The following is a 464-nucleotide window of genomic DNA, read 5'->3' on the forward strand; positions in this document are numbered from 1 at the left end:
AAAAACTCACCGCTTCGTTGTTATCAGCGTTCATTTCACTGTGGGTGATACCCATACCCGCCGACATGACTTGAATTTCACCGGTTTCAATGATGCCATTATTACCGATGTTATCGCCGTGACCGAGCTTCCCTGATAAAGGAATGCTGATAATTTCCATATCACGGTGCGAATGCTTACCAAAACCCTGACCAGCGGTTACGAAGTCATCATTAATGACACGCAATGCACCAAAGCCCATACGTTCTGGATTGTGATAATTGGCGAAACTAAAGGTATGCTTGCTTTTTAACCAGCCATGGTTGGCATCGCCACGAGAATCTGCTGCATGATAGATGGTTTTCATAATGTATCCTTAGTTATTAGTAAGTTAAACGGCTTTAGAATTTGCCATTCATTAACTCGTTTAAACAATGACACTATTATAATTGTTGTCTACCAATAGATAAACAATTATAATGGCA

At 40.3% G+C, this 464-nt stretch carries 1 protein-coding gene; it reads right to left on the reverse strand.

The window, feature by feature from the left end:
* Positions 1–346, reverse strand: a 346-nt coding sequence (locus tag V7D75_RS12675) for a pirin family protein (protein WP_333614839.1), incomplete at its 3' end; no start/stop codon positions are given.
* Positions 347–464 lie beyond the last annotated feature (118 nt).

It is taken from the genome of Psychrobacter sp. (assembly GCF_036731945.1).
Classification (GTDB): Bacteria; Pseudomonadota; Gammaproteobacteria; order Pseudomonadales; family Moraxellaceae; genus Psychrobacter.